This window comes from Microbacterium sp. NPDC078428, from assembly GCF_044542535.1.
Classification (GTDB): Bacteria; Actinomycetota; Actinomycetes; order Actinomycetales; family Microbacteriaceae; genus Microbacterium; species Microbacterium limosum.
In genome coordinates this window covers 181572-203600 of record NZ_JBITUP010000005.1, presented here as the reverse complement: position 1 = coordinate 203600, position 22029 = coordinate 181572, and the positions used below count along the sequence as shown (strand labels likewise).

The following is a 22029-nucleotide window of genomic DNA, read 5'->3' as shown; positions in this document are numbered from 1 at the left end:
TATCGCCCTTCATTTGAGCGCGGTAGGTTCGGGTTGTGGCTACCGCGTCTCGTCAGAAAACCAGCTCTCCGCCATGGCGCAGCGGCGCCGCCGTCCCGGTCCGTCCTGCCGCCCCGTGGCAGGGCGACCGCGACACGATCGCCCCGCGCCTGCCCCTCTTCGACCAGCGACCGTCGGTTCCCGGCGGGCTCTACCGCCCCAAGGCGTTCGTCGGAGAGGCGGTCCCGTTCGGCGTCACCACCTTCCGCGAGGGCCACGACCGCATCGGCGCGCACGTGCGGCTCCTGGCACCGTCCGGGGATGAGTCGCTGCACCGGCTGAGCCCCCTCGACGACGGCACCGACCGCTGGAGCGTGCTCGTGGCTCCCCTTGAACAGGGTGTGTGGCGGTTCCGCTTCGAGGTGTTCGGCGACGAGTACGCGACCTGGCACCACGCCGCGGGGATCAAGATCGCGGCGGGCGTCGACGTCGAGCTCATGTGCGAGATCGGCGCCGCACTGTTCGAGCGCGCCGCGGCCGAGAAGTCACGGCCCGCGGCTGAGCGCCGCCTCCTCTCGGATGCCGCGAGGCGACTCCGCGAGGAGGGCACGGATGCCGCGGCCGCCCTCGACATCGTCGAGGACCACCGGATCGCGGCGTCGTTCGCGGCCCGGCCCGTCCGCAGCCTTCTGACGGTCGGCGAGGAGCGCGAGCTGCTCGTCGAACGGGCCCGCGCGGGCGTCGGCGCCTGGTACGAGTTCTTCCCGCGGTCCGAGGGCGCGACGCGCGGGGCCGACGGCGCCGTCGTCAGCGGAACGTTCGAAACGGCCGCCCTGCGGCTGCCCGCGGTCGCCGCGATGGGCTTCGACGTGCTCTACCTGCCGCCCATCCACCCGATCGGAACCGTTCACCGCAAGGGCCGCAACAACACCCTGGAGGCCCTCCCCGGCGACCCCGGCTCGCCGTGGGCCATCGGCTCCGCCGACGGAGGCCACGACACCGTCCACCCCGATCTGGGCACGCTCGAGGACTTCCGGGCCTTCGTCGACGCCGCCCGCGAGGCGGGGATCGAGGTCGCCCTCGATCTCGCCCTGCAGGCGGCGCCCGACCATCCGTGGGTCGCCGAGCACCCGGAGTGGTTCACGACCCTTCCCGACGGGACGATCGCCTACGCGGAGAACCCGCCCAAGAAGTATCAGGACATCTACCCGATCAATTTCGACAACGACCCGGACGGCATCCGGGCGGAGGTGCTGCGCGTCGTGCGGCACTGGATCGCCCAGGGCGTGCAGATCTTCCGAGTGGACAACCCGCACACCAAGCCCCTGCAGTTCTGGGAGTGGCTGATCCGGGAGGTCACCGCGGAGCATCCCGGGGTCGTCTTCCTGGCCGAGGCGTTCGCACGGCCCGCCATCATGCAGGCACTCGCGAAGGCGGGCTTCCAGCAGAGCTACACCTACTTCACGTGGCGCAACACGAAGGGTCAGCTCGAGGAGTTCCTCGACGGGCTCGCCCACGAGACGGCGGACTACCTGCGCCCGAACCTCTTCGTCAACACGCCCGACATCCTGACGGAGTACCTGCAGTACGGCGGGCGCGCGGGCTACAAGATCCGCGTCGCGATCGCCGCGACCGCCGCGCCCACCTACGGCGTCTACGCGGGCTATGAGCTCTACGAGAGCGTCGCCCGTCCCGGCTCAGAGGAGAACATCGACAACGAGAAGTACGAGTACAAGTTCCGCGATTGGGAGGGCGCCGAGGAGCGCGGCGACTCGCTGGCACCCTATCTCGCGCAGCTCAACCGCATCCGCCGCGAACACCCCGCCCTCGGCCAGCTGCGCAACATCGACATCCACTGGAGCGACGACGACGCGATCCTGGTGTTCTCCAAGCATCTCGACGCGGCGCTCTCGCCCACCGGCGCCGACGACACGATCATCGTCGTCGCCAATGTCGATGCGCACTCGGCCCGTGAGACCACCGTCCATCTCGACACCCGGATCTGGGGTGTCGACCCCGGGGAGGAGTTCGAGGTCGAGGATCTCATCACGGGCGCCGTATGGCACTGGCGCGACCACAACTACGTCCGGCTCGACGCATTCTCCGAGCCGGTCCACATCCTGCACGTGAGGAGCACCCGATGAGCACCATCTCGACCGAGGACCTCGACCGGGTCGCGACGGGGTCGCACTACTCCCCCCACTCCGTGCTGGGTCATCACCCCGCGACGGATGCGTCCGGCTCGCCGGCCACGCGCATCCGCGTCCGCCGGCCGCTCGCGAGAACGGTCACCGCCCTCCTCGCGGACGGCACCCGCGTGGATCTGGAACACGAGCGCCACGGCGTGTGGGCGGGCCTGCACCGGCGCGATCCGCAGCCGTACCGCATCGAGGCGACCTACGACGAGGGCCCCGACTGGATCGCGGATGACCCGTATCGCTTCCTCCCCACGGTGGGCGAGCTCGATCTGCACCTCATGTCCGAGGGCCGCCACGAAGAGCTGTGGCGCGTTCTCGGCTCGCACCTGCGCACGATCGACGGCGTCGACGGAACCGCTTTCGCGGTGTGGGCCCCGAACGCCCAGGCGGTGCGCCTGGTGGGCGACGTCAACGGCTGGGACGGCCAAGGCCACCCCATGCGGTCGCTCGGATCGACGGGCGTGTGGGAGCTCTTCGTGCCCGGGGTCGGGGAAGGTTCGGCGTACAAGTACGAGATCCTCACGCGGTCGGGGCACTGGATCATGAAGGCCGACCCGATGGCGCGCGCGGCGGAGGTGCCGCCCGCAACGGCGTCGGTGGTGACGAAGGCCCGTCACCGGTGGCAGGACGCCGACTGGATGGCGCGTCGCGCGAAGACCAGCCCCACCGATCGGCCGATGTCGATCTACGAGGTGCACCTCGGGTCGTGGCGTCCCGGCCTGTCCTACCGCGACGCGGCCGACGAGCTCATCGACTACGTCCTGAACCTCGGGTTCACACACGTGGAGTTCATGCCCCTCGCCGAGCACCCGTTCGGCGGATCCTGGGGCTACCAGGTCTCGGGCTACTTCGCGCCGACCAGCCGCTTCGGCACGCCGGACGATCTGCGGTACCTCATCGACCGCATCCACCAGGCCGGCATCGGCGTCATCATGGACTGGGTCCCAGGCCACTTCCCGAAGGACGCCTTCGCACTGGCCCGCTTCGACGGCGAGGCGCTCTACGAGCATCCCGATCCGCGCCGCGGCGAGCACCGCGACTGGGGGACGTACATCTTCGACTACGGACGCCGGGAAGTGCGCAACTTCCTCGTCGCCAACGCACTGTACTGGCTGGAGGAGTTCCACGTCGACGGGCTGCGGGTGGACGCCGTCGCGTCGATCCTCTATCTCGACTACTCGCGGGAGGAAGGCGACTGGGAGCCGAACATCCACGGCGGCCGCGAGAACCTCGAGGCGATCTCGTTCCTGCAGGAGGTCAACGCCACCGCCTACAAGCGCTACCCCGGCATCGCGATGATCGCCGAGGAGTCCACGAGCTTCCCGGGGGTGACGGCGCCGACCGACCAGGGCGGACTCGGTTTCGGCTTCAAGTGGAACATGGGGTGGATGAACGACACCCTGCAGTACCTCGGGCGCGACCCGATGTACCGGGCTCACCACGAAGGAGAGATCACCTTCACCTTCGTGTACTCCTTCAGCGAGAACTACGTGCTCCCCATCAGCCACGACGAGGTCGTGCACGGCAAGGGCACGCTCATGTCACGCATGCCGGGAGACCACTGGCAGAAGCTCGCCAACACCCGGCTGCTGCTGGCGTACCAGTGGTCGCATCCGGGCAAGCAGCTGCTGTTCATGGGGCAGGAGTTCGGCCAGCTCTCCGAGTGGTCGGAGTCGCGGGCGCTCGACTGGTGGATCCTCGACCAGCCGGCGCACGCGCAGCTGCAGTCGTTCGTCGGGACGCTCAACCGCGTCTACGTGGAAAGGTCCGCCCTCTGGGCGCGCGACCACGACGGCGCCGCATTCAGCCGGATCTGGGGGCCGCACCACAACCCGAGCGTCGTGGCCTTCGCGCGCCGGGACTGGCACGGCAACATCGTCGCCGTCGTGTGCAACTTCTCCGGTGTGCCGATCCACGGCTTCGAGCTCGACATGCCGGCGCCCGGCGTGTGGGAGGAGATCCTCAACTCGGATGCCGCGGAGTACGGCGGCTCCGGCGTCGGGAACTTGGGCGTCGTGTATGCCGAGGACCGTGGTGAGGGAGAACCCCCACGCGCGAGTCTCGTGCTTCCGCCGCTCGGCGTGCTGTGGCTCGCCCACCGGGGCGATGCACCGGGCCCCACGGCGGAGTGAACGCCTCCGTGCCGCTCCGTGTCGGGACGGAGCGGCACGACCCGGTCAGAATAGCAGCGAGGCGAGACGCCCGCGCGCACGGATGACGCGGGGGTCGGTGTCGCCCACGAGCCCGAACAGCTCCAGCAGGCGCTCGCGGACGGGCGCGCGCGACTCGGGATCCAGCTGGGCGAACAGGTCGAGGAGGCGCCCGAACGCGTCATCGACGTGCCCGCCGGCGATGTCGAGGTCGGCGACCCGCAGCTGTGCGTCGATCCCCGTCGGTTCGGCGGCCGCGGCATCCCGCGCCGCCTGCAGGTCGGCGTCCTGCACCCGCTCGAGCAGGCGCACCTGAGCCAGACCCGTGCGGGCGTCCGCGTCGCCGGGGTTCTCCGCGATCGCGCGCTCGTACGCCGAGATCGCCCGCGGGTAGTCCCCCGCCTCGATCGCCTCGAACGCCTCGGCGTGCAGCGGAGGCAGCGGCGGTTCCTCCGGCTCCCCCGGCTCCCCCGCGTCCTCGGGGGCACCGGCGGGCTGCGCCGTTCCGGTGACGCCGTTCTGGGCGGCGAGCTGCAGCAGCTGGGCGAAGACCTCGCGGATCTGCGCCTCGGGCACGGCGCCCGTGAACAGGGGCACGGGCTGACCGGCGACGAGACCGACCACCATGGGGATCGACTGGGCGCGGAACGCCTGTGCCAGCTGGGGATTGGCATCGACGTCGACCTTGACGAGCACGATACGGCCGCCGAGCTCGGTGACGACGCGCTCGAGCGCGGGGCTCAGCTGCTTGCAGGGCCCGCACCACTCCGCCCACAGGTCGATGACCACGGGAACGGTGCGCGAGAGCTCCAAGACCGCGGTGAAGGTCTCATCCGTCGCGTCCATCACGAGCGAGGGCACGGATGCCGCACCGCCCGCGGCAGACGCGGCGGCCGATCCGGGGGCCTCCGCGGCGGGTCCCGACCCCGAGGGGCGGTTCCGCAGGGAGGAAAGGTCGACGGCACCGCGCATGACGGCGCCGGGGGTCACGTTCTGGCTCACTGGATCACTCCCGCGCTGAGGATGTTGGAGGCGTAGCCGAGCAGCTGGATCTGCCCGCCGTCGGCCTGGTTGGGGACGTAGAAGAAGAGCTGGTCGGAGAACGTCGTCTCGAAGCCCGAGGCCGACGTCGAGGTGCCGGCCAGCGCCTGGACCGTGGGATTGCCGTCGAGGCGGATGACCGCGTCCTCGTTCGTGGGCCGCACCGTGTCGGTCTCGGTCACGCTCACCGCGACGATCGCCCCCGACTCGAGGGTGGCCAGCGCGATGGGTTCGTAGGCCCCGGCGGCGGACGAGAACGTGAGGCTCCCGGTCTCGGCGCCGGTCTGGTTGAACTGCTCCAGACGGGTGCGACGGTCCTCCGCGACCTTCACGCGGAACTGATCCCCGTCCTCCTGGAACAGGTCGGCGTACGCGCTCTCCGCGCCGTTGTTGAGCACGTCCGCGTAGGCCGCGGCGATCTCCTGCGGCTCGATGACGAGGAACGAGGAGTCCGGCGGCACCTGCGCTGCGCCGATCGTCGCGGGCGCGACGCCGCCGGGGAACTCGGCGGATGCCGCGAGGCTCGCCAGGTACGTCAGGCGGTACTCGCTCCACGGGTCGTCCTGCGTGAGCACGGCGATGGAGGGGGCGGCGCTCTCGCCCTCGGCCGGCGCCACGACGGTCATGAACGTGCGCGGCCAGCCGTTCTTCGCCTCGGGCAGCACGATCTCCACCGGCTCGCTCGGAATCGCGGGGAGCGCGGGGTGATCGCTGACGCTGCTGCGGATCTGGTAGTTCGTCTGACGCTCGGCGAGGACGGCGCCGTCCAGGCGCGTCGCTGCCAGGTCGGCGTCGCCCGCGGCATCCGCCTCCGCCACCGTCTCGGCGACGCGGGCGAGGATGCGCTGCGCCTGCGTCTCGGTGACGACGGGCTGCTGCTGGTCCTCGGTCGTGAGGACCGTCGCCGTGGGGCTCGGGGTCGGCGTGGGACCGAGCTGCGGCCAAGCCTCGGCGGAGCAGCCGCTGACGACGAGCCCGGCCACCACGAGGGCGGGCAGGGCGTGCAGCGCACGGCGCTGCAGGGCCCTGCGAGGCGGAGTGGAACCGACGACGCCCTTCTCCTCCGAGGGGGGAAGCGTGTCGATCGGCTGCGTCTCGGGCAGCGGCGGCGGACCCTTGCGTCGCGGGCCACGCGAACGCCGGGCGTGGCGGATGCCGAGGAAGTACAGCACGACGCCGGCGGCCATCACGATACCGCCGAGCACGATGAGGGGTCCCGCCCACGGGGTGGCGTTCTGGATCGGCCACGTGACGGTCATCCGCGCGGGCGCGGGCTGCGTGCCATCGGAGGCGACGAGGACGCTCATGTCCTCGGGAAGCTGGAGCCGGGCGGTGAGCGTGCCCGAGTCGCTGAACTCGTCGAGCCACAGATCGGAACCGGCCGGGTTGCGCCCCGGGGCATCCGCAGCGGCGCCCTCGTCCGCGGCGCTGCCGTCCTCGGGAGCGGCTTCGTCGGGCGCCGGGGACGCGTCTTCCGCGTCGGGCTCCTCGGCCACGGGCTCCACGGTCTCCGTCGCGATCGTGCCCTCGTCGATCGCGACCCGGGTGTAGGTCGTGTCGGCGAGCCAGGCGGTCATGTCGGCGGTGCGGCCGTACGCGGCGAAGACCACGTCTTCGCCCTCTGCACGCAGGGTCTGCGAGCCCGGCAGGCTGGTGAGCACCGAGCCGTCCACCAGCGTGTAGGCGTGCTCGTCGAGCCCGGTGATCTCGGCGACCTCGGTGGTCGGCCCGAGGAACACGGTGCGCTGAGCGATGCCCGCACCGATCAGCACGGCAGCAATGACGAAGGCCAGCACGGCCCAGACGAATCGCAAAGAAGTACCCCTCCTCGTCACGCCGTGGGTGGTCTCGGCGCGGAATCGGACATTCCAGCCTATCCAAGACGACCTGAATGTCCGCCACGAGCGGGTGTCGCACGGACGCGGCCCCGGCGAGCCGTATTCTGACGGAGCCGTGACGGACCGCGGCGGAGAGAAGTGTCGGATGAAGGTGCAGAACCCTTTCCGCGTGGCGTTCGTCGCGACGCTCGGCGTCGGACTCGGCATCGTCCTGATCCAGAGCGTGCAGACCCTCTCGACGATCCTGCTCTACATCGGCACCGCCCTGTTCCTCTCGCTCGGTCTCGAGCCCGCCATCTCCTTCCTCGAGCGGCGGCGGATGAAGCGGTGGCTCGCCGTTCTGATCACGGTCCTCGTCATCCTTGCCGCCTTCACCGGCATCGTGCTCATGATCGTGCCGATCATCGTCGATCAGATCAGCCAGCTGGTCGTCGTCATCTCCGAAGCGCTCGACCAGGGGGTCGAGCCGTTCCTCGCGGACATCCGGGAGTGGGTCGGCGGCGTCTTCCCCTACCTCGACGTCGATCAGGTCTTCCAGTACGTCACGGACTGGGTGAACTCCCTCGACTTCGCCGCGATCGGCGAGAGCGTCATCGTCTTCGGGGCGACCGTCGTGGCCGGACTCGCCGGCGGATTCATCGTCCTCATCCTCACGATCTACTTCACGGCGTCCACGCCGAATCTGAAGGCCGCGGTGTATCAGCTCGTCCCCGCGAGCAAGCGCGCGCGCTTCATCGACCTCGCGGAGCAGATCACCGACTCGGTCGGCTACTTCGTCATGGGCCAGCTCAGCCTCGGGCTCACCAACGGCGTCCTGAGCTTCATCTTCCTGTCGATCATCGGCGCGCCCTTCACCGCGGTGCTCGCGGTGATCGCACTGTTCTTCTCGATCATCCCCCTCGTGGGAACGCTGACGGGTTCCGCGATCATCGTCCTGACGTGCCTCCTGCCCGGGGTAGGCTCCCCCGGCACGGCCCTCGCCGCGGCGATCTACTACCTCATCTACATGCAGATCGAGGCCTACGTGCTCGCCCCCCGGATCATGAGCCGCGCCGTATCGGTTCCCGGCGCGGTCGTGGTGATCGCGGCGCTCGCGGGCGGGTCGCTCCTCGGGCTGCTGGGAGCTCTCGTGGCGATCCCGATCGCGGCGAGCATCCTGATCATCTATCGTCAGGTGATCATCCCGCGCCAGAACGAACGCTGACGGACCACTCCCCCTGACGGGTCACGCCGAGGGCAGCGGGCCTTCCCACTCCGTCGGCAGCGGAAGAGCACCGGGGTTGACCGCGGCGACGATCTCCGTGAGCACCCGCCGCGTCTGCGTCTCGCCGACCCACAGGTGCTTGCCGCCCTCGACCGGCACCAGCGTCATCCGCGGCACCGAACGGAAGCGCTCCGCCGCCTCGTCGGGGCGGAGGTAGTCGTCGAACTCCGGGATGAGGGCGATGAGCCGCCGGCTCTCCCCCGCCCAGGCCGCCACGTCGTCATCGGTCGCGCGGTGAAGGGGCGGAGAGAGGAGGATCGCGCCCTCGATATCGTGATCGCGCCCGTACTTCAGAGCGAGCTCGGTGCCGAACGACCACCCCACGAGCCAGGGGCGAGGCAGCCCGCGCGCCGTGACGAACGCCATGGCCGCGGCCACGTCGAAGGCCTCCGCGTGCCCGCCGTCGAAGGTGCCCTCGCTGCGTCCCCGGGGCGACTCGGTGCCGCGCGTGTTGAAGCGCAGGACGGCGAGGTCGGCAAGAGCCGGCAGGCGCGCCGCGGCCTTGCGCAGGACGTGGGAGTCCATGAACCCGCCAGCCGTGGGCAGGGGGTGCAGCGTCACGAGGGTGGCGACCGGTTCCTTATCCGCCGGGGTGGCCAGCTCGCCGACCAGGGTCAGCCCGTCGATCGTCTCCAGTTCGATGTCCTCACGCCGCGCCGGCAGCTGAAGCGGACCTCGGATCTCGGTCGTCATGCGATCCTCCAGCATGCCGTGTGCCAGTGTCGGCGCGCGGCGAGGTCCGCCGCGTCGCCCATCACGCCATCCGCACGCCACGCCACGACGTGGGCGGTGCCGGCCGCGACCGTGCGCCCGCACCCGGGGCACGTGTAGTCCTTGACGGCCTGCGCGGCGCTGATCGGCTGGACGGTCCACGAAGACCCCCGACGGGTCTCCGTGCGTTTCCATCCCGCCAGCATCCGTTCGAACCCGTCACCGCTGGGCTGCTCGGGCCGGCGCCGGTTCGAGCGCGGCACGGATCAGTACCAGCCGCGCGCCTGCGAGTGTCCCCACGCGCCGCACGGGGTGCCGTAGCGTCCGCCGATGTACCCGAGGCCCCACGTGATCTGCGTGGCGGCGCTGGTCTCCCAGTCCGCTCCCGCGCTCGCCATCTTCGACCCGGGGAGGGACTGCGGGATGCCGTAGGCGCCGCTGGAGCGGTTGTGTGCATTGACCCGCCATCCGGACTCCTTCTGCCACAGCGCGACGAGGCAGTCGTAGTCCGCGGAGCTCCAGCCGCGGGCCATGACCATGTCGTAGGCGATCGCCTTGGCGGAGCCGGGGTCGGGCGATACCGCGGGCGGGGCCCAGCCGCTCGCGGATCCCCCGCCGCTGGAGCGCGGCGCGACCGGCTCGGGCGTCGGAGTGGGCTTGGGGGTGACGTACACCTCGTACCCGCTGCGGCCGAAGCCATCGGTCGCAGCGTCGGATGCCGCCTCCACCACGAGCGACTGCGCGTCCTCCTGCGCCGCGGCGAAGGAGGTCAGCGCAGACACGGGGGCATCGGCGTTCGGCTCGGCGATCGCGGACCCCGTGGGGGCGAGCACGTACGCTGCGAGGAAGGCGGAGGCGGCCACGGCCGCGAAGACGCCCGTCACGCTGCGACGCCTCGACCAGCGGACGGCGGCCGGGCGCAGGGCGGGGCCGGACGCGTGCGCACGAGAGACACCGCGCGTCGGCGCGGGAGTGATCTCGTTGCCCAGGCTCACAGTTTCACGAGTCTAGCCGCCACCCGGCATCCGCCGCACGCTTTCGGTCGACGGGTCGCAACGCGTCATCGAACCGCGAGCATGACCTCGATCACGGCGTCCAGAACGGCGTCCACCTGTTCTTCACGGTATCCCCGGCGCTGCATCCGAAAGGCCACGGATCGCACCTGCTCGACGCTGACGGGAGCACCCCGTTCGAAGTAGGCGACGAGACGCCCCGCGACGAGGTCCACCTCGTCGACGCGATAGCCGAACCCCAGCAGCCCGGTGCGGGCGAACTTGCGCGTCGCGGGACGCGAGAGGCGGTCGAGCAGCACCTGCGCCTCGCCGCGCGCACGCTCCACCCATTCGCGCGCACCGTGCTCGCTGACGGCGCTGTCCCGCTCGCGGGCCGCGAAGGCGTCTTCCACCCGGCTGAGCGCCGCATCGACGGGGCCGATCGCGTAGCCCCCCCGCACGAGCGGGAAGGATGCCGTGCGAACGGCAGCGGCATCCAGGTCGGCGCCGGACACCCCCTCCGTGGAGGGGTCGACCTCGAACGCGACACGAGCACGCTCGAGGAACTCGTCGACGGCACGCTTGTCGTAACCGCGGGTTCTCCCGGGCGCATCGGGGAAGCCCGAAACGGGGTGCGTTTCGCTCACAGGGCCGCCAGAGGGGAGAGCAGGAGGAACAGGGCGAGGGCGGCCGGAGCCGAGGGGAGGATCGAGTCCAGACGGTCGAGCACGCCACCGTGCCCGGGCAGCCAGGAGCTCATGTCCTTGATCCCCAGGTCTCGCTTGAGCATCGACTCGCCGAGATCGCCCGCCGTCGCGGTCGCGAGGATGACGGCGCCGATGACGAGGCCCGCCCACCAGGGCAGCCCCAGCATGAAGAGGGCGAGCAGCATACCCGCGCCCAGCGCGGCGACGACGGCGCCCGCGAAGCCCTCCCACGTCTTCTTGGGACTGATGCGAGGCGCCATCGGTGTCCTGCCCAGCGCGAGACCCGTCGCATACGCGCCCGTGTCCGAGGCGACCGCGATGATGAGGAATGCGAGCACCCACCACTCGCCGTTGTGCTCCCGCAGCAGCAGCATCGCCAGGCTCGCCATGAAGGCCACGTAGATCTGCACGAGCACGGCCGCGAGGACGTCATCCAGCACCTCGCCGTACGTGCGGCCGTTGCGCGCGGACATCTGCGCCAGCAGACGCCAGACGACGATGACCGCCACATCGACGAAGAGCAGCACCCAGAGCAGCCAGACCTCGGCGAAGAAGCCGGCGGCCACGAGCACGACCGCGAACAGCAGCTGCGGAACGAGGTCTATCTTGCGTCCCGCCCCCTGCAGGGCCCGGCCGAGCTCGAAGACACCGAGCAGCGCGACTCCCGCCGCGAAGATCGCGAAGACCCACTTGAGGAAGATGAGGGAGGCGATCACGACGGCACCGGCGGCCAGCCCGATCACGGTGGCGACGATGAGATCTCGCCCCGTCCGCTGCTTGATGCGCTCGTTCGCCTCGCCGAACTGGTCCCGTGCGTGGGCGACCTGCGTCTCGAACTCCTCGCGCGCCGCGCGGACGTGCGCCTGGAACGCAGCGGACTCCGCAGAACTCCCCCGCCGCGTCTGCCGCGTCGCCTCGGGTTCTGCCGGTCCCTCGCCGGGTGCGTCGGTCATCGCTGGCGTCAGACCTCGAGGAGCTCGACTTCTTTGCGCTTGAGGGCCTCGTCGATCAGATCGACGTGCGTGCGGGTCAGGGCGTCGAGCTCCTTCTCGCCCCGTGCGATCTCGTCCTCGCCGATGTCGCTCTTGAGCGCGTCCAGGTCGTCCTTCGCCTTGCGTCGGATGCCGCGAACATGAACCTTGGCGTCCTCGCCCTTCGAGCGCACGAGCTTGACGAACTCCTTGCGACGTTCCGCCGTCAGCTCGGGCATCGTCACGCGGATGAGGTTGCCGTCGTTCGTGGGGTTCGCACCGAGGTTCGGCATGTCCCGGATGGCCTGCTCGATGGCCTTGAGAGCGGACTTGTCGTAAGGAGTGACAACGATGGTGCGCGCCTCCGGGGTGTTCAGCGAGGCGAGCTGGGCGAGGGGGGTCGGCGACCCGTAGTAGTCGACCAGCACCTTCTGGAACAACTGCGGGTTCGCGCGTCCCGTCCGCACCGTCGAGAAGTCGTCCTTCGCCGCCTCGACGGCTCGATCCATGCGGGTGGCGGCATCCGCCAAGACGTCCGTGATCACGGTGACTCCTAACAGGGGGTGAAGCGTCGGTCCAGTCTAGTCAGCGACGCGCGTCACGCCGTGACCAGCGTGCCGATGGTCTCTCCGAGCAGGGCACGGGTCACGTTGCCGGCGGGCTCCATGCCGAAGACCCGCATGTCCATGCGGTTGTCCATGCACAGGCTGAACGCCGTCGAGTCGACGACCTTGAGCCCCTGCTGCAGGGCGTCGCTGTATGTGAGGCGGTCGATGCGGCTCGCCGTCGGGTCGAGACGCGGATCGGCGGTGTAGACGCCGTCCACGCCGTTCTTGGCCACGAGCACCTCCGTGGCCTTGATCTCGAGTGCCCGCTGGGCCGCCACCGTGTCGGTGCTGAAGTACGGCAGGCCGGCACCAGCGCCGAAGATCACGACGCGGCCCTTCTCCATGTGCCTCTCGGCACGGCGCGGGATGTAGGGCTCGGCGACCTGGGTCATCGAGATCGCCGACTGGACACGCGTGGCGGCGCCCGCCTGCTCGAGGAAGTCCTGCAGCGCAAGCGCGTTCATCACCGTGCCGAGCATGCCCATGTAGTCGGCGCGCCCCCTGTCCATCCCCCGCTGGCTGAGCTCGGCCCCACGGAAGAAGTTCCCGCCGCCGACGACGACCGCGATCTCGACGCGGTCCACCGCCTCCGCGATCTCGCGTGCCATCTGGCCCACGACGTCGGGGTTGACACCCAGCGCGCCCCCGCCGAACGCCTCCCCGGAGAGCTTGAGCAAAACCCTTCGCGTCCCGCTGGTCTCATCGATCACGGCGACTTCCTCTCGTCGTCTCCAACCTATCGCCGGTGGCCCGGCATGAGAAAAGCCCGCACCGCCTGATGGCGATGCGGGCTCGTCCCTGCGCTACGCGCCGACCTTGAATCGCGCGAAGTCGGTGACGGTGATCCCCGCCTCCTGCGCGACCTTGGCGACGGAGAGCTTGTTGTCCTTCGCGTAGTCCTGATCGAGCAGCGCGACCTGCTTGAAGAACGCGTTGACGCGCCCCTCGACGATCTTCGGCAGCGCCGCTTCGGGCTTGCCCTCGTTGCGCGAGATCTCGGTGACGATCTCCCGCTCCTTCTCGACGTCGGCCTCGGGCACGTCGTCGCGGCTGAGGTAGCTCGGGTTCGCGAAGGAGATGTGCTGCGCGATACTGCGAGCGGTCTCCGCGTCAGAGCCGCTGTAGGCCACGACGACGCCGATCTGCGGGGGCAGATCCTTGCTCGTCTTGTGCAGGTAGATCTCGAACGCGTCGCCGGAGAGCGTGCGGACGCGGCGCAGCTCGACCTTCTCTCCGATGATGGCGGCCTCGTCGGAGATCAGTTGATCGACCGTTCCCGAGCCGGCGGGCGCGGCGAGAGCGGCGTCGACCGAATCGGCCGATGCGGCGGCCGCGGCATCCGCGACCTTGTCGGCCAGCGCGATGAAGCGGTCGTTCTTGGCCACGAAGTCGGTCTCGCAGGCGAGTTCGACGAGGGTGACCTTGCCGTCGTGCTCGCGGGCCACGACGAGCCCCTCGCTCGTGGAGCGGTCGGCACGCTTCGCGTTGCCCTTCGCTCCCTTGAGGCGGAGGATCTCGACGGCCTTCTCGACGTCGCCGTCGGCCTCTTCGAGCGCCTTCTTGGTGTCGACCATGCCGGTGCCGAGCTGCTCGCGCAGCGCCTTGATGTCGGCGATCGTGAAGTTTGCCATGGGTGGTGGCCCTCCCTCTGTGGTTCTGGTGGGTACTCGGATGCCGGGCTTCTCACCCGGCAGAGGGTTACTTGGCCTCGGCCTCGGCGGCCTCGTCCGCGGCGGGCCCCTCGGCCTCCGCGGCGGGCTCCTCGGCCTCGGCGGCAGGCGCCTCGGCGGCGTCGTGCGCCTCCTCGCCGGCCTCGTCGGCGGCGGTCTCCGTTGACGCGGTCGAGACCTCGGCATCGCCGGTCGCGGTCTCCGGCTGCTCGAGGAGCTCACGCTCCCAGTCAGCGAGCGGCTCGGCCTCGGCCGACTCGTCGCTGGGCTGGTGACGCTGGATCAGGCCCTCCGCGGCGGCGTCGGCGACGATGCGCGTCAGCAGGCTCACGGAGCGGATCGCGTCGTCGTTGCCCGGGATGGGGAACTGGAACTCGTCGGGGTCGGCGTTGGTGTCGAGGATGCCGATCACGGGGATGCCGAGCTTCTTCGCCTCGTCGACCGCGAGGTGCTCGCGCTTGGCATCCACGACCCAGATCGCCGAGGGCGTCTTGGTGAGGTTGCGGATACCGCCGAGCGACTTGTGGAGCTTGTCGAGCTCGCGCTTCTTGATCAGCAGTTCCTTCTTGGTGAAGCCGCTGTCCGCCGGGTTGTCGTAGTCGAGCTCTTCGAGCTCCTTCATACGGGCGAGGCGCTTGCTCACGGTCTGGAAGTTGGTGAGGAGACCACCGAGCCAGCGCTGGTTGACGTAGGGCTGGCCCACGCGCGTCGCCTGCTCCGCGATGACCTCCTGGGCCTGCTTCTTGGTGCCGACGAAGAGGATGGTGCCGCCGTGGGCGACCGTCTCCTTGACGAACTCGTAGGCCTTGTCGATGTACGACAGCGACTGCTGCAGGTCGATGATGTGGATGCCGCTGCGCTCGGTGAGGATGAATCGCTTCACCTTCGGGTTCCACCGGCGGGTCTGGTGACCGAAGTGCACGCCCGAATCGAGCAGCTGACGAATGGTGACGACGGCCATGGCCGCTCTCCTTTTCTTCGGCGCGAGGCGCCGGTTCTGCGGTTTGACGAACCGGATCGGACGATGCGGTTCCCTGGTGCCCGACACGCTCCCACCCGAATGCAGCGGGACCGAAGGGAGGTGTGCCGCGGGCGGCGAGGCCGCTCCGCTGTGGGCACGCGAAGTCACCCCGTTTCCGAGGTGCCCGCCCAGTGTATCAGCAGCGGACCTCCTCCCCATCGTGGTCGGCGGCTCGCTTCCCCGGGGTTCCGAGCCTCTCCGGCGGCGGTGCGGGCGATGCGCGCGACCCTGTCACCATGGACCGCGCACTCGGACGACGATTCGATCGACCGCGGCGCCGGGCGCTCGCGCTCACGGTGGTGGTCGCCGCCCTGTGCACGGAGGCGCACGGCCTCTCGGCGGCCGCGGCGCCGTCCCACCGGGCGGGCCCTCACGACGGGATCATCGAAGCGCGCACGGAGGCCGTGTGGCAGTGGCCGCTGCCACCCCCTCGACGGATCGCCCGTCCCTACGTCGCACCGGTGCACGACTATGCCGCGGGGCACCGGGGGATCGACATCCAGCCGCTCGGTGATGACGCGGGCGGACGCGTCGTCACCGCTCCCGCCGACGGAGTTATCGCATTCGCGGGTCGGGTGGTCGATCGCTCCGTCGTGACGATCGACCACGGCGACGGGCTGGTCTCGACCGTGGAGCCCGTCGAGCCGCTGTGGCCCGCGGGCACCGCCGTACGCGCGGGCGAGCCGATCGCGCACCTCTCCGTCGGGGGTCACACGACGCCCCGCAATCTTCATCTCGGGGCACGGCGTCACGGCCGATACCTGAACCCCCTGGCACTTCTGGGCGACCTGCCGCGCGCCGTGCTCCTGCCGCTCGGATCCGCGCCTGCCGCACCGGGCGCGGGCGGCCTCGGCCGATGAGCGGGGGCGGTCAGGCGCGGGGGTGCGCGAGCCGGTACACGGCCGCGAGACGCTCGCTCGAGACGTGGGTGTAGATCTGCGTCGTGCCGAGGCTGGCATGCCCCAGTAGCTCCTGAACGCTGCGGAGGTCTGCGCCACCGTCGAGCAGGTGCGTCGCCGCGGCGTGCCGGAGCGCGTGCGCACCCACGTTCTCCGCGCCCATGACCGGCCCGATCCGGCGGGAGACGAGTCGGTGGACGACCCGAGGCGAGAGCCTGCCGCCGCGGGCGCCGAGGAAGAGGGCGCCGTGCGCGTCGGGGGCCGTGCCGGTGAGCAGGGCCGGTCGCACCGGCAGATAGGCCTGGAGGGCGCGCCGGGCGGGCGCTCCGAACGGCACCACCCGTTCCCTGTCCCCCTTGCCGACGACGCGCACGACCCCGCGCTGCTGATCGATGTCGTCGATATCGATGCCGCAGAGCTCGGACACCCTGATCCCGGACCCGTACAACAGCTCCAGCACGGCATGGTCGCGCCGGGAGATCGCGTCTCCGTCGGCCGCCTCCGCCGCCGAGCGCTCCATGACCTCCGCAAGGGCCGCCGACGGAGCCACGCGCGGCAACGTGCGCGCCCGCTTGGGCGCGGTGAGCCGCAGGCTGGGATCGGTCGGTACCAACCCCGTCTCGAGCGCCCACGAGAACAGTGCCCGGGCGGTCGCCGTGCGGCGCGCCAGCGTCGATCGGGCGTCGCCGCGTTCCGATGCATGCCACAGCCACTCCCGGAGCAGCTCGAGGTCCACATCGGTGAGCGCCGTGACACCTCGGGTCGCCGCGAGAGCCGCCAGGTCGCGAAGGTCGGCACGGTAGGCCCGCACCGTGGCCGGGGAGAGTCGGCGCACATCGCCCAGGTGGTGCGCGAACGCCTCGGATGCCTCGGTCAGCAGCATCCTTCAAGAATGCGCCCCTCCGCGCGCCGGCACCGCGGCGGCGCGCCGCCAGCCCACCGCCCCGCGCCTGGCCACCCCCTCGAGCTCGAGGAGCGCCAGGATCGCGCCGCAGTCGGCCGGGGCCAGGCCCGCCCGGCGGGCGACGTCATCGACCGATCGATCCGCCCTCGTCGAGAGGGCGTCGAGCACGCGAGTGGAGTCGTCGGTCGCCGGCCCCACGGCCCGCCGGACGGACGCCGAGCCACCCAAGAGGGAGAGCACGTCTTCGGGGCCCGTCACGCAGACCGCGTCGTACTCGCGAAGCAGGCGATGGCACCCCGCCGATGCGCCGCTCGTGACGGGACCGGGCACCGCGCCCAGCGGACGGCCGAGCGTGGCGGCGTGCCCTGCGGTGTTCAGCGAACCGCTGCGCCATCCGGCCTCCACGACGATCACGGCATCGGCGAGCGCGGCGATAGTGCGGTTGCGGGCGAGAAAGCGCCACTTGGTGGGCGCACCCCCGGGCGGGATCTCCGAGAGCACCGTCCCTGTCGCGGCGATGCGCGCGATGAGATCGCTGTGGCCGGTCGGGTACGGCCTGTCGAGCCCACCCGCCAGCACCGCGAGGGTCACCCCGCCGCCGGCGAGCGCCGCTCGGTGCGCCGCCCCGTCTATTCCGTGTGCGGCACCCGACACGATGCGCACACCGGCTCCCACCAGTTCGGCGGCCATGTCGATCACGATCCGCTCTCCATACGCCGTCGAAGCCCGCGCGCCGATCAGGGCGACAGCCGGCCCGTCTGCGGCCGCCATGCGCATGCTCCCCCGGGCCCACAGGCATACGGGTGCGTGGTCGCCGAGATCGTCGACACGCATCGGCCACGCGGGGTCGCCCGGGACGTGGATCGACACCCCCGCCGCCCGCGCCGTGTGGAACATCGCCTCGATGCCGCCGCGCCGCAGGCGGGGTCGCCACCGGCGAAGGCCGTCACTCACCGCCCCGGGAGTCTCCAGCGCACTCCCGGGATCCTTCTCCGCCACGACGAGGAGGGCCTCCATCGCCCCCACGGCCTCGATCAGGGCACGTGCCGTCCGGTCCCCGGGTTCGGCCAGCAGCGACCACACCGCCCGCGCCCACCGATCGGTCATTGCCGCATCGTCCTCGGAGGCCGGTCCCAGGCCCCGCAGGTCGTCCCGGCGCCGCCGTTCGCTCCACCCGGCCAGCTCGGCCGCCGTCATCGTGCTCACGTCGTGATCCCCTTCTTCAGAAACAGCGCCCGGCCGATCTCCGCGAGACCGGGCGCATCGATACCCGCGACATCCGCGACGCTCCACGCGAGGCGCAGAACGCGGTCGTATCCCCGCAGCGTGAGCGCCCCTCGCGCGAGGGCCACATCGAGCGGGCGTCGAACGGAAGCGGGCAGCGCCAGCGGCCCCTGCCGCAGCCACGGCCCGGAGACCTCCGCGTTGAGCCGCCAGGGCGTGGATTCCAGTCGACGGGCGGCCCGTGCCCGGGCCTCTGCCACCTGCGCTCGCGCGGCGGCGGTGCTGAGCCTTCCTCCCTCGTCCTGCGATGCGTGCGCGACGCTGACCCGGGTCATCTGCACCTCGATGTCGACACGATCGAGGAGGGGGCCGGAGAGCCGGCCGAGATAGCGCCGGATCGCCTGCGGCGGGCATCCGCACGACGCGCCGCGCACCCCGTAGTTGCCGCACGGGCACGGGTTGGTGGCGAGCACGAGCTGGAACCGCGCGGGGAACGTCGCGCTCGCGCCGGCGCGGTGGATCGTGATGCTCCCCTTCTCGAGCGGCTGGCGCAGCGCATCGAGCACGGAGGGGGCGAACTCGGCCGCCTCATCGAGGAACAGCACTCCCCCGCTCGCCCGCGCGATCGCGCCCGGGCGCACCACTCGCGACCCGCCGCCGACGAGCGCCGCCGCGGATGCGCCGTGGTGTGGCGCCTCGAAGGGAGGAGTGCGGGAGAGCCGCGTGATCGGCTCTCCCGCGAGCGAGCGCACCGCGGCGGCCTCGAGCGCCTGGTCGTCCGCGAGCGGCGGCAGGATGCCGGGGAGCCGGGCCGCGAGCATCGTCTTGCCCGCCCCCGGCGGACCCGACATCAATACATGGTGTCCTCCGGCGGCGGCGACGACGAGGCCCTCCACCGCGTCCCGCTGGCCCACGACGTCGGCGAGCTCCGCCGCCTCGCCGGATCCGCCCGGCGGTACGGCAGCCGCGCCGACGGGAACCATGGCGCGTTCCTCGACCTCCGACCCGTGGAGACGCATGACGTCGATGAGCGAGACCGCACCGTGCACGTCGATGCCGGTGACCAGTGCCGCCTCGTCCCGGTTGGCGTGGGGCACGACGACTCGGCGTCGCCCGCCCCGCGCCGCCGCCATCACGGCGGGGAGGACGCCCGCGACGGGGCGCAGCCTCCCATCCAGACCGAGCTCGCCGATGTGCACGGTCTCCTCGATCGATGCCCGGTCCAACGGCATCGCGGTGGCGAGCGCCGCGACCGCGATGCCCAGGTCGAAGCCCGATCCCTGCTTCGGAAGCGCCGCCGGTGAGAGGTTGACCGTCAGCCGGCGCGCGGGCAGCGGCATCCCGCAGTTCGCCGTCGCGTTGCGCACCCGCAGCTGCGCCTCGCCGAGCGCCTTGTCGGGCAGACCGATCACGCGGAATTCGGGGAGCTGATTCGACAGGTCCGCCTCGATCTCGACGAGCGCGCCGTGCAGCCCCGTCAGGGCGACGCCCCATGTGCGCGCCACGCTCACCGCACGTCCTCGAGATGCTCGAGGGGCGCCGTGGCCGCGTCGTCGCCCGTGATCGCGATGGCGTCGATGCGCACGCGACGCCCGCGCGCCTCATCGGGATGGGCGATCGCCCAGGCGACGGCGAGCCGGCGCAGCCTGTCGAGCTTGCGGGGAGTGATCGCCTCGAAGGGGTGGCCGTACCCGATGCCGCGCCGGGACTTCACCTCCACGGCCGCCAGGACGTCGCCCCGCTGCGCGACGAGGTCGAGCTCGCCCTCCCGGCAGCGCCAGTTGCGGGCGAGGATCAACCATCCGGCATCCGCCAGGTACCGTGCGGCACGCTCCTCGCCCGCACGCCCGAATTCGTCCTTCGCCGCCACGGCCGCCTCCTCCCGCGCACCCGACGGCACGCGAGACCCACCGTGTCAGCGCGGCCGTGCCCGGAGGCTCGCCCTCGCGACGGTCGGGGAGAGATCGCGGATCAGACCCGCGGGGAGGAGGGCTGCGTCACTCTCCGTCGAGGGAGAGCTCCTGCGGCAGCTCGAAGTCGCGGCGGGAGAGTTCCTCGACGTTCACGTCCTTGAACGTGAGCACGCGGACGGCCTTCACGAATCGGTCGGCGCGATAGATGTCCCACACCCACACGTCAGACATCGTGATCTCGAAGTAGAAGTCGTGCTCGGTGTCGCGACGGACGACGTTGACGTCGTTGGCCAGATAGAACCTGCGCTCGGTCTCGATCACGTACTGGAACTGCGAGACGACGTCGCGGTACTCGCGGAACAGAGCCAGTTCGAGCTCGCGGTCGTAGTCCTCGAACACATCGTCATCCATGGTCCCCCCAGTCTAGATGGGCACCCGGCCATCCCGATCTCGACCGGCGCCGGCGCTCAGAACAGCGTGGCGGGCCGGATCGCCCACGACGCGCGGTGGTGGGGGCTCAGTCCATGCTCGGTGATCGCCATCCGATGGTCGGGGCTGGCGTAGCCCTTGTTCCGCAGCCAGTTGTAAGGCGGGTGCTGCGGGTGGAGGTCGACCATGAGCGCATCGCGGGCGACCTTGGCGATGACGGATGCCGCGGAGGCGCTCGCGCAGTCGCGGTCGCCCTTCACCACGGGCATGACCGTGAGCCCCGTCGCTCCGGCCGGCGTGATGTAGTCGTGGTTCCCGTCGAGCAGCACGATCGCCTCGCCGGCCGCGACGCCCTGGGCGCGCAGCCCGTCCAGCGCCCGGATCGCCGCGAGGCCCAGGGCGCGGACGATCCCGACGTCGTCTACCTCTTCGGGGCTGGACCAGCCGACCGCGGATGCGCAGACCCACGCCGCCGCCCGCGTCGCCACGGCCGCTCGCCGGGCTTCGGGGATCAGCTTCGAATCGCGCAGCCCCTCCGGCATCCGTCGGCGCGACGCGGCCGCATCGATCGCCGTCGCGCCGACGGCGACGGGACCGGCGAGCGCTCCCCTGCCCACCTCGTCGCACGCGATGACGAGCGGGTACTCCCTCAGGAGACGCCGTTCGCGTGTCAGCGTCGGGACGGCGACCGTCACGGCACCCCCTCGGGCGCGGGCACCCCCGAGAACACCTCGTGATGGAAATCGATGAGGCCGAACCGGTCGAGCGGATAGGTGATCAGGAACGCCCTGCCGACGAGATTGTCGAGAGGGACGAAGCCGGCTCCGGGCTGGTCCTGGTTGTACCGCGAGTCCTTCGAGCTGTAGCGGTTGTCGCCGAGGACCCACAGGGAGCCCTCCGGGACCGTGACGTCGAACGCATCGGCGGATGCCGCGGTCTGCCCCGCCGGAAGCCGGAGGTACGAGCCCTCGTCGAGCGGGACGCCGTTGACGGCGATCTGACCGAGCGCGTTGCAGCACACGACCCGATCCCCCGGCAGCCCGATGATGCGCTTGATGAGGTGGTCGTCGCTGTCGGGCGCGGCGAGGCCGACGAGCGAGAGCAGCCATTCTCCGGCCACGACCACGGGCGGACGCTCCGGCGCCGTGGACGGCGGCAGCCAGCCGCCGGGATCGCGGAAGACGATGACGTCTCCGCGGTCGTAGCCGCCGAATCGCGGCGTGATCTCGTCGACGAGGATGCGGTCGTCGACCATGAGGGTGTTCTCCATGGACCCCGAGGGGATGTAGAAGGAGCGCACCAGGAACGTCTTGACCAGGAACGACACGAGCACGGCGACGAGAAGGATGACGACGATGTCGCGCAACAGCGCCAGCGCGCTGCGGCGACGGCTGCGTGCGGGGCGGGACGGCTCGTCGACGTCGGTCACAGGGGTGCTCACGGTTCTTCCTTCATGACCGGGACTCACGCGCCGGCGCTCCACCAAGCGTCGCACATCGCGACGCGCAAA

The 22029-nt window shown here is 70.9% G+C and carries 22 protein-coding genes; 4 read left to right on the top strand and 18 right to left on the bottom strand.

From position 1 onward, the window contains the following. The first annotated feature begins 35 nt into the window (after nucleotides 1-35). Nucleotides 36-2123, top strand: a complete 2088-nt coding sequence (locus ACIGCK_RS10975) for an alpha-1,4-glucan--maltose-1-phosphate maltosyltransferase (RefSeq protein WP_396666062.1) — start codon at nucleotides 36-38, stop codon at nucleotides 2121-2123. After that, nucleotides 2120-4309 carry a 1,4-alpha-glucan branching protein GlgB gene (gene glgB, locus ACIGCK_RS10970; protein WP_396666060.1) on the top strand — a complete coding sequence of 730 codons (2190 nt, stop codon included), beginning with the start codon at nucleotides 2120-2122 and terminating at the stop codon, nucleotides 4307-4309. Before ACIGCK_RS10975 ends, glgB begins: the two co-directional genes overlap by 4 nt. Nucleotides 4310-4354: 45 nt before the next feature. Here glgB and ACIGCK_RS10965 read toward each other — a convergent pair whose 3' ends face one another. Beyond that, entirely contained in the window at nucleotides 4355-5299 is a 945-nt protein-coding gene (locus ACIGCK_RS10965; RefSeq protein ID WP_396666172.1) for a tetratricopeptide repeat protein, read from the bottom strand. A gap of 26 nt (nucleotides 5300-5325) precedes the next feature. After that, nucleotides 5326-7182, bottom strand: coding sequence for a glycosyl transferase (locus tag ACIGCK_RS10960; protein ID WP_396666058.1), 1857 nt, complete (start codon nucleotides 7180-7182; stop codon nucleotides 5326-5328). Nucleotides 7183-7351: 169 nt separating this feature from the next. On the opposite strand from ACIGCK_RS10960, the gene ACIGCK_RS10955 reads away from it, so the two are divergent. Further along, complete coding sequence (locus tag ACIGCK_RS10955; RefSeq protein WP_330171647.1) at nucleotides 7352-8410, top strand: AI-2E family transporter; 1059 nt, start codon at nucleotides 7352-7354, stop codon at nucleotides 8408-8410. Nucleotides 8411-8431: 21 nt separating this feature from the next. Here the strand turns inward: ACIGCK_RS10955 and ACIGCK_RS10950 are convergent, their stop codons facing one another. The 9 genes from ACIGCK_RS10950 to rpsB all read right to left on the bottom strand — a co-directional run bounded on the left by ACIGCK_RS10950 (nucleotide 8432) and on the right by rpsB (nucleotide 15090). Continuing rightward, the gene (locus ACIGCK_RS10950; protein WP_396666057.1) at nucleotides 8432-9163 is read right to left on the bottom strand and encodes an alpha/beta hydrolase; all 732 of its coding nucleotides are present in this window, start codon (nucleotides 9161-9163) and stop codon (nucleotides 8432-8434) included. Continuing rightward, entirely contained in the window at nucleotides 9160-9444 is a 285-nt protein-coding gene (locus tag ACIGCK_RS10945) for a hypothetical protein (RefSeq protein ID WP_396666056.1), read from the bottom strand. The genes ACIGCK_RS10950 and ACIGCK_RS10945 overlap by 4 nt, the downstream gene beginning before the upstream one ends. A gap of 3 nt (nucleotides 9445-9447) precedes the next feature. Further along, nucleotides 9448-10176 (bottom strand): lytic transglycosylase domain-containing protein, encoded by a 729-nt coding sequence (locus tag ACIGCK_RS10940; protein WP_396666055.1) that lies wholly within the window; start codon nucleotides 10174-10176, stop codon nucleotides 9448-9450. Between the two features lie 65 nt (nucleotides 10177-10241). Then, complete coding sequence (locus tag ACIGCK_RS10935; protein WP_396666054.1) at nucleotides 10242-10820, bottom strand: DivIVA domain-containing protein; 579 nt, start codon at nucleotides 10818-10820, stop codon at nucleotides 10242-10244. Continuing rightward, nucleotides 10817-11833 carry a phosphatidate cytidylyltransferase gene (locus ACIGCK_RS10930; RefSeq protein WP_396666052.1) on the bottom strand — a complete coding sequence of 339 codons (1017 nt, stop codon included), beginning with the start codon at nucleotides 11831-11833 and terminating at the stop codon, nucleotides 10817-10819. The genes ACIGCK_RS10935 and ACIGCK_RS10930 overlap by 4 nt, the downstream gene beginning before the upstream one ends. A gap of 8 nt (nucleotides 11834-11841) precedes the next feature. Next, nucleotides 11842-12396 carry a ribosome recycling factor gene (gene frr, locus ACIGCK_RS10925; RefSeq protein WP_396666050.1) on the bottom strand — a complete coding sequence of 185 codons (555 nt, stop codon included), beginning with the start codon at nucleotides 12394-12396 and terminating at the stop codon, nucleotides 11842-11844. 53 nt (nucleotides 12397-12449) lie between these two features. Further along, nucleotides 12450-13169 (bottom strand): UMP kinase, encoded by a 720-nt coding sequence (gene pyrH, locus ACIGCK_RS10920; RefSeq protein ID WP_330171640.1) that lies wholly within the window; start codon nucleotides 13167-13169, stop codon nucleotides 12450-12452. 93 nt (nucleotides 13170-13262) lie between these two features. Further along, a complete protein-coding gene (gene tsf, locus ACIGCK_RS10915) occupies nucleotides 13263-14090 on the bottom strand; it encodes a translation elongation factor Ts (RefSeq protein WP_396666048.1) in 828 nt (275 codons plus the stop codon). A gap of 67 nt (nucleotides 14091-14157) precedes the next feature. Continuing rightward, entirely contained in the window at nucleotides 14158-15090 is a 933-nt protein-coding gene (gene rpsB / locus ACIGCK_RS10910) for a 30S ribosomal protein S2 (protein WP_396666046.1), read from the bottom strand. 296 nt (nucleotides 15091-15386) lie between these two features. Here rpsB and ACIGCK_RS10905 point away from each other — a divergent pair, with 296 nt between their 5' ends. Beyond that, nucleotides 15387-16010, top strand: coding sequence for a murein hydrolase activator EnvC family protein (locus tag ACIGCK_RS10905; RefSeq protein WP_396666044.1), 624 nt, complete (start codon nucleotides 15387-15389; stop codon nucleotides 16008-16010). Nucleotides 16011-16020: 10 nt separating this feature from the next. Here ACIGCK_RS10905 and ACIGCK_RS10900 read toward each other — a convergent pair whose 3' ends face one another. The 7 genes from ACIGCK_RS10900 to lepB all read right to left on the bottom strand — a co-directional run bounded on the left by ACIGCK_RS10900 (nucleotide 16021) and on the right by lepB (nucleotide 21960). Further along, nucleotides 16021-16932, bottom strand: a complete 912-nt coding sequence (locus ACIGCK_RS10900) for a tyrosine recombinase XerC (protein ID WP_396666042.1) — start codon at nucleotides 16930-16932, stop codon at nucleotides 16021-16023. Nucleotides 16933-16935: 3 nt separating this feature from the next. Further along, nucleotides 16936-18150: a DNA-processing protein DprA gene (dprA, locus tag ACIGCK_RS10895; protein WP_396666170.1), complete on the bottom strand. Its 1215-nt coding sequence runs from the start codon at nucleotides 18148-18150 to the stop codon at nucleotides 16936-16938. Nucleotides 18151-18155: 5 nt separating this feature from the next. Further along, nucleotides 18156-19688 (bottom strand): YifB family Mg chelatase-like AAA ATPase, encoded by a 1533-nt coding sequence (locus ACIGCK_RS10890; protein WP_330171635.1) that lies wholly within the window; start codon nucleotides 19686-19688, stop codon nucleotides 18156-18158. Beyond that, the gene (locus tag ACIGCK_RS10885) at nucleotides 19685-20047 is read right to left on the bottom strand and encodes a YraN family protein (protein WP_396666041.1); all 363 of its coding nucleotides are present in this window, start codon (nucleotides 20045-20047) and stop codon (nucleotides 19685-19687) included. The genes ACIGCK_RS10890 and ACIGCK_RS10885 overlap by 4 nt, the downstream gene beginning before the upstream one ends. A 127-nt stretch (nucleotides 20048-20174) precedes the next feature. Continuing rightward, nucleotides 20175-20501 (bottom strand): DUF2469 family protein, encoded by a 327-nt coding sequence (locus ACIGCK_RS10880; protein WP_330171633.1) that lies wholly within the window; start codon nucleotides 20499-20501, stop codon nucleotides 20175-20177. Between the two features lie 56 nt (nucleotides 20502-20557). Beyond that, a complete protein-coding gene (locus ACIGCK_RS10875; RefSeq protein ID WP_330171632.1) occupies nucleotides 20558-21214 on the bottom strand; it encodes a ribonuclease HII in 657 nt (218 codons plus the stop codon). Then, the gene (gene lepB / locus ACIGCK_RS10870; protein ID WP_396666039.1) at nucleotides 21211-21960 is read right to left on the bottom strand and encodes a signal peptidase I; all 750 of its coding nucleotides are present in this window, start codon (nucleotides 21958-21960) and stop codon (nucleotides 21211-21213) included. The genes ACIGCK_RS10875 and lepB overlap by 4 nt, the downstream gene beginning before the upstream one ends. Nucleotides 21961-22029 lie beyond the last annotated feature (69 nt).